This is a genomic window from Deltaproteobacteria bacterium, from assembly GCA_026712905.1.
Taxonomy (GTDB): domain Bacteria; phylum Desulfobacterota; class Binatia; order UBA9968; family JAJDTQ01; genus JAJDTQ01.
The window spans coordinates 1-5,356 of sequence record JAPOPM010000064.1; the positions used below are offsets into that span (position 1 = coordinate 1).

Annotated in this window: 8 protein-coding genes; 6 read left to right on the top strand and 2 right to left on the bottom strand. The window is 63.3% G+C overall.

What is annotated here, in order from left to right; translation table 11 throughout:
• The coding region (locus OXF11_04795) for an FAD-binding protein (protein ID MCY4486417.1) at window positions 1-825 on the bottom strand (825 nt) is incomplete at its 3' end.
• 232 nt (window positions 826-1,057) lie between these two features.
• Here OXF11_04795 and OXF11_04800 point away from each other — a divergent pair.
• The 6 genes from OXF11_04800 (at window position 1,058) to OXF11_04825 (ending at window position 4,500) form a co-directional block, all read left to right on the top strand.
• The gene (locus OXF11_04800) at window positions 1,058-2,053 is read left to right on the top strand and encodes an LLM class flavin-dependent oxidoreductase (protein ID MCY4486418.1); all 996 of its coding nucleotides are present in this window, start codon (window positions 1,058-1,060) and stop codon (window positions 2,051-2,053) included.
• Between the two features lie 14 nt (window positions 2,054-2,067).
• On the top strand, window positions 2,068-2,538 hold the full coding sequence (locus OXF11_04805) for a CYTH domain-containing protein (protein ID MCY4486419.1): 471 nt from the start codon (window positions 2,068-2,070) through the stop codon (window positions 2,536-2,538).
• 263 nt (window positions 2,539-2,801) lie between these two features.
• On the top strand, window positions 2,802-3,044 hold the full coding sequence (locus OXF11_04810; GenBank protein MCY4486420.1) for a type II toxin-antitoxin system prevent-host-death family antitoxin: 243 nt from the start codon (window positions 2,802-2,804) through the stop codon (window positions 3,042-3,044).
• A complete protein-coding gene (locus OXF11_04815; protein ID MCY4486421.1) occupies window positions 3,041-3,460 on the top strand; it encodes a PIN domain-containing protein in 420 nt (139 codons plus the stop codon). The genes OXF11_04810 and OXF11_04815 overlap by 4 nt, the downstream gene beginning before the upstream one ends.
• Window positions 3,461-3,760: 300 nt before the next feature.
• Window positions 3,761-4,177 (top strand): nucleotidyltransferase substrate binding protein, encoded by a 417-nt coding sequence (locus OXF11_04820; protein ID MCY4486422.1) that lies wholly within the window; start codon window positions 3,761-3,763, stop codon window positions 4,175-4,177.
• A gap of 5 nt (window positions 4,178-4,182) precedes the next feature.
• Window positions 4,183-4,500, top strand: a complete 318-nt coding sequence (locus OXF11_04825) for a nucleotidyltransferase domain-containing protein (protein MCY4486423.1) — start codon at window positions 4,183-4,185, stop codon at window positions 4,498-4,500.
• Between the two features lie 21 nt (window positions 4,501-4,521).
• Here the strand turns inward: OXF11_04825 and OXF11_04830 are convergent.
• On the bottom strand, window positions 4,522-5,356 hold an 835-nt coding region (locus OXF11_04830), incomplete at its 5' end, for an amidohydrolase family protein (GenBank protein MCY4486424.1).

Sequence of the window (5,356 nt, forward strand, 5' to 3'; positions counted from 1 at the left end):
GCCGAAGGGGACGCAGTCGAGCCGCGTCACGATGCCGCCGTCGAACTTGGGCGCGCGCCCGTCCAGCGCAATGGCGTGGAAGCCCTTGGCCCGCCCCGCCGACTTCGCGCCCGCGTCGAACAGTTCCCGCAGCACCCGGCCCTTGTTGTAGGGCGTGCCGCGGATGATGAAGTTGTCGGCCGCGTCGCCCCAGTACTCCTTGAGCCACGGCACGTTGGCCTCGAAGCCCCCCGAGGCGCCGATGAAGGCCTTGGCCGCCACCTCGCGCTTCTGGCCGTTATGCTCCACCACCGCGGAGCGGAACACCCCGTCCTCGATGTTCAGGTCCCGCACCTCGGTGTCGTACTCGGCCCGGATGCCCATCTTCTCGGCGGTGGCGTAGTAGGCGTTCATCAGCGCCTTGCCGCCGCCCAGGAAGAAGGCGTTGGTGCGCGAAAGCTGCAGCGTGCCGCGCAAGGACGGCTGCCATTTGATCCCGTGGGCCGACATCCATTCGCCCGCGTCCTGGGACTGGCGGATGCAGTAGCGCGCCAACTCCTCGTTGGTGTCGCCGCCCGTCACCCGCAGGAGGTCCTCATAGAACTCGTCCTCCGGATACGTCCCCGTGAGGAACCCGTCCTCGCCCTCGTGCATGTAGCGAAGGTTCCGCGTGTGGCGGCTGTTGCCGCCGCGAAACGCCTTGGGCGCCGCCTCCAGCACCAGCACGCTGGCGCCCCCGTGCCGCGCCATGATGGCCGCGCACATCGCCGCGTTGCCTCCGCCCGCGATGAGGACATCAACCTCGGGAACACCGCCCGAACCGCTTCCGGTGGATGATGAAGCCATGACGTTACGTGTTAGTGGACGTGCTGAATTCTGTCAACTTGCGATTCCGTCTGTAGAACCCCGAACACGTCGTGCCCGCGAAACAGGCTGTGTCAAGACTCATGAGGCAACTATGTAACGGAACGTCATTCCCGCGAAAGCGGGAATCCAGGTGGGGTGGCGTGGGGCGCCCAATTTGACAACCCCACACCTCCCTTGCCATGAAGTAACTTCACCATTCAGGAGGACTCCAGTGGAACTTGGCATCTATTTCCGTTCTTTCTTCACCAACCCCACGCGCCCGTTGCACGAGCAGATCGACGACGCCGTCGAGATCTGCCACGTGGCCCGCGATTGCGGCTTCGCCGCCATCACCATGCCGCAGCACTGGGTGTCGCACCCCACCATCTGGCCGCAGCCCTTCCCCATGCTGGCGCGGCTGGCGCCGGAGGTGGGCGAGATGCGGCTCCAGACCGGCATCGTGCTGCTGCCGCTCCACAACCCGCTCCAGGTGGCGGAAGACGTGGCCACCCTGGACCACATCGCCAAGGGCCGCTTCGTCCTCGGCGTGGGCCTCGGCTACCGCGACACCGAGCTCGAGGCCGTGGCCTCCAACCGCAAGCAGCGCGTCTCCCGCCTCACCGAGTCCATCGAAGTGATGAAGAAGCTCTGGACCGGCGAGGAGATCGACCACGAGGGCAAGTACTGGACCGTGCACGGCGCCAAGATGGGATTCACGCCCATCCAGAAACCCCATCCGCCCATCTGGATCGCCTGCCAGAGCGAAGGCGCGGTGCGCCGCTCCGCCCGCATCGCGGACGCCGCCTACCTGGCCCCCCAGGTGGGCTTCGACGACGTCGCCCATCTCATCTCCATCTACCGCGACGAGCGGAGCGTCACCGGCCAGGACCCCGGCCGCATCACCATCTCCCGGGGTGTGGCGTTTGCCAAGGACAAGGAGACCGCCATCGCCGAGGCGCGCGAGTCCGCGGCGTCTTCCTACAAGATGTACAGCAGTTGGAACATGCAGGAAGACACCATGGTCAAGATCAACATCGCCTCCGACTCCGAGGTCAGCGCCTGGGCTGTGTCCGGCGACGGCGACGACTGCCTGCAGGACCTCGGCCGGCTTGCCGAGGACGGCGTGGAGTACGTGGGGATGACGCTCCTCAACATGCCCAAGGACCTGTCCGGGCGGAAGGAGTACCTGCAGGGGCTGGCCGAGAATGTCCTGCACCGGATGAAGTAGGCCGCGCAAATCCCATGGCGCTGGAGATCGAGCGCAAGTTCCTTGTCACCGGAGACGAGTGGCGCAAGGCCGAGGGAACGGTCCTGCGCCAGGGCTACCTGAGCACGCACCCCGAGCGCACCGTCCGCGTCCGCATCGAGGGTCACAAGGCCATCCTGACCATCAAGGGACTCACCCGTGGCGCCACCCGGGCCGAATTCGAATATGACATTCCGCTCGAAGACGCCGTCGAACTGCTCAGCCTGTGCGAGCCTCCGCTGATCGAGAAGGTACGCCGGCGCCTGGAGCACGACGGCCTCGTCTGGGAAGTCGACGAGTTCCTCGGCGACAACCAGGGCCTCGTGGTCGCCGAGGTCGAGCTCGACCGCGAAGACCGCCCGTTCACCAAACCCCCGTGGGTTGGCGAAGAAGTCACCCACGACCCCCGCTTCTACAACGCCAACCTTGTGGGAAACCCCTTCACCAAGTGGCCAAATCCGGATTAACGCCCGAAACCGGGGCGTCCCGGGTCTTCTCGAACACGGAGGCGTGGCCGGGTGGTTTAAGGCACCGGTCTTGAAAATTGGCGTACGCCTAACAAGTGGACGGCGAGTTGGAATCTCGCCCCCTCCGCCAAGCATATTCCCATCCAGTACCTGAGCGCTCCGTTGCCAAGTCGGGATGTCTGGTCTATACTGGACTAGTTTGTGTTCTCTTGATCGGAGGAGGCTTGTTCGTGACAAGGACCGGACCGCAACGTGTTTGGACTGTGGCCGAGGCGAAGGCCCACCTCTCCGAGATCCTGCGCCTGGCCCAGTCGGAAGGGCCGCAACGTATCGGCACCCGGCGGTCGTTCGTCGTCGTGCCCGCGGACGCATGGGACAACAAAGCCAATCCTCGCAAGCCCCTTGGCAGGTGGCTGATCGAGAACATGCCACGCGGGGTAGATCTCGAAGTTCCTGACCGCCGTTCCGTTCGGGAGGTTCCGTTCAGCGACGAGGATGACGAATGAGCGGGTATCTCCTGGACACGAACGTGGTCTCGGAGACCATGCGTAGCGTTCCGGATGCACGTGTGGTGACTTTTCTGGCGGAACATGACGACCTATGGCTGTCTTCGATCGTTGTGCACGAGCTGGAATACGGCGTGCGACGGCTGGCACGAGGACGACGGCGGTCCGGCCTGGAGGCTGATCTGTTGCGCCTCACCACCGAATACGAGGACCGAATCCTGCCCTTGGACCGGGTGGGGGCGGAGTGGGCGGCCCGGCTCCGGGTCCTGGCCCAGCGCTCAGGACATCCGCTGGACCTCGGCGACGCTCTCATCGCGGGAACGGCGAAGGCCCACGACCTCACCGTGGCCACTCGCAACATCGCTGATTTCCAACGCGTCGGCGTTGATCTCGTCAATCCTTGGGAGGCTTGGTGACATCCTCGTTTGCGGGGGCACGAGCGTAGCGAACGCGGTCTACTCCGAGTCAAGGGCCCTTGCGGGTGTTCCCGTAGCCTCCGGCCGTGGGTTCTCCGTTGGGTTGCTTTCAAACGGCCGACGGCAAACTTTTCAATCAGCCGGAGGCCCTCTCTACCAAGAAAGGCGTAACCACGAGGCGGGTGAACGACAAAGAAGATCCCGCGGTTTGCGGTGTTCTCCAATGTCACTATCTTGTGGCAAATCCCTACCTCAGGTGGCAAAATCGGGAAGCTATCCGTGACGTCCGGGTGCACCGCCATGAACCCACCAAAGAAACCGCGCTGGCAGTACCGGTTCGACAACTACCAACGGGCCTTTGTTTTGCTCAGAGAGGCTCTGGACGAAGACCGAGAACTCAGCCAGTTGGAGCAGGAAGGCGTCATCCAGCGCTTTGAGTACACCATGGAGTTGGCCTGGAACGTCATGAAGGACTACCTGGAAAGCGAGAGTCTTGTCTTACCCCAAGTCACCCCTCGGGCGGTCATACGCGCTGCCTTCGCGTCCAGGCTGATCAGCGACGGTGAGACGTGGATGGATGCATTGGATGACCGCAACAAGATGTCCCATACCTACGACTTCAAGCAGTTCCAGGCTGTGATCGACAGCATCAGGAGCCGCTATCTGGAGGTCATGGCTGAGCTCTATACGAAGTTGCTCGAAGAGAGAGGGGACTAGACCCGATGGACCACGGCCTCACAGCCAAGCAGCTACTCACGATCAAGCGTATTCTCGCGCCTTATGCGGACATCATCACTCGTGTGGACCTTTTCGGGTCCCGCGCCACAGGCACTTGCCGGCCGGATTCAGACATAGACATGGTCTTGCACGGCCAACTCGACGAAAGAACCATTGATCGCCTGTGGACGCTGTTCCACGAGAGCAACCTCCCTGTCGCAGTTGACGTGAAGAGCTACGACCTTACGACCTATCGACCCCTCAGAGACCATATGGACGAGGTGAGGCAGCCGCTGTTCACCCAACTGGATCTGAACACGTGAGAGAGACCCCCGGGGCCTCCTTCAGCCCTCCGGCTGCTGGTAAAGCCTCTTGGCGTTACCACCCAGCACGGCTTCCTTGTCCTCCTCGGACAAATCCTCGCGCGCAAGCAACTCATCGATCTCATGGCGGCACTTTGCCGCGTCGAAGACTTCATGCGGGAAGTCGCTGCCGAAGAGAAAGCCGTCCCTGCCGGCGTTCTGTACGGCAAAGCCGAGGCCGCCGTCGTCCACGTCGAAGCCGACGAAGATCCTTCCTTCACGCATCTGTTTCCGGAAGTAGTCGCTGGCCTTTTCGCCCAGCTTGGGGCCTCCGAGAATTTCGCCTTCCAAGTCCACCTGCATGTGGCCCTCGTGGTGCGAGCGGTCGAGGCGGTCCAGGAAGAAGGGCACCCAGGTGGATCCACCTTCGAGAAATCCCACGCGCAGATTGGGAAACCGCTCGAAGACCCCGTGGGAGACCATGGCGGCCGCCTGGATCATGATGCCCATCGGGTGCCCGATGGCGTGGACCGGATAGTAGGTGCTGAAGGTGTCCATGCCCAGGTGGTGCAGGGCGCCCACGTGCACCGCCAGGGAGCAGTTGAGCTTCTCGGCCTCCTCGTAGATGGGCCAGTAGAGCTTCGCTCCCAGGTGGTTCTGCAGGCCCTCGCCGTTGGACGGCAGCATGGCGCCGATCATTCCCTGTTGCGTGACGGCACGGCGCAGCTCCTCCACGGCGGCGTCCACATCCTGGATCGGTATCAGGGCCACCCCCTTGAGCTTGGGACTGTGGTTGAGAAAGGTGTCGTAGAGCCAGTTGTTGTAGGCCCGACAGGCGGCGATGGCCCATTCCATCGACACGAGCCGGCCCATGGCC

Excerpts from the sequence above, each read along its gene's own strand:
- OXF11_04805 (MCY4486419.1), top strand. The coding sequence starts at position 2,068 with ATGGCGCTGGAGATCGAGCGCAAGTTCCTTGTCACCGGAGACGAGTGG.
- OXF11_04815 (MCY4486421.1), top strand. The coding sequence starts at position 3,041 with ATGAGCGGGTATCTCCTGGACACGAACGTGGTCTCGGAGACCATGCGT.
- OXF11_04820 (MCY4486422.1), top strand. The coding sequence starts at position 3,761 with ATGAACCCACCAAAGAAACCGCGCTGGCAGTACCGGTTCGACAACTAC.
- OXF11_04825 (MCY4486423.1), top strand. The coding sequence starts at position 4,183 with ATGGACCACGGCCTCACAGCCAAGCAGCTACTCACGATCAAGCGTATT.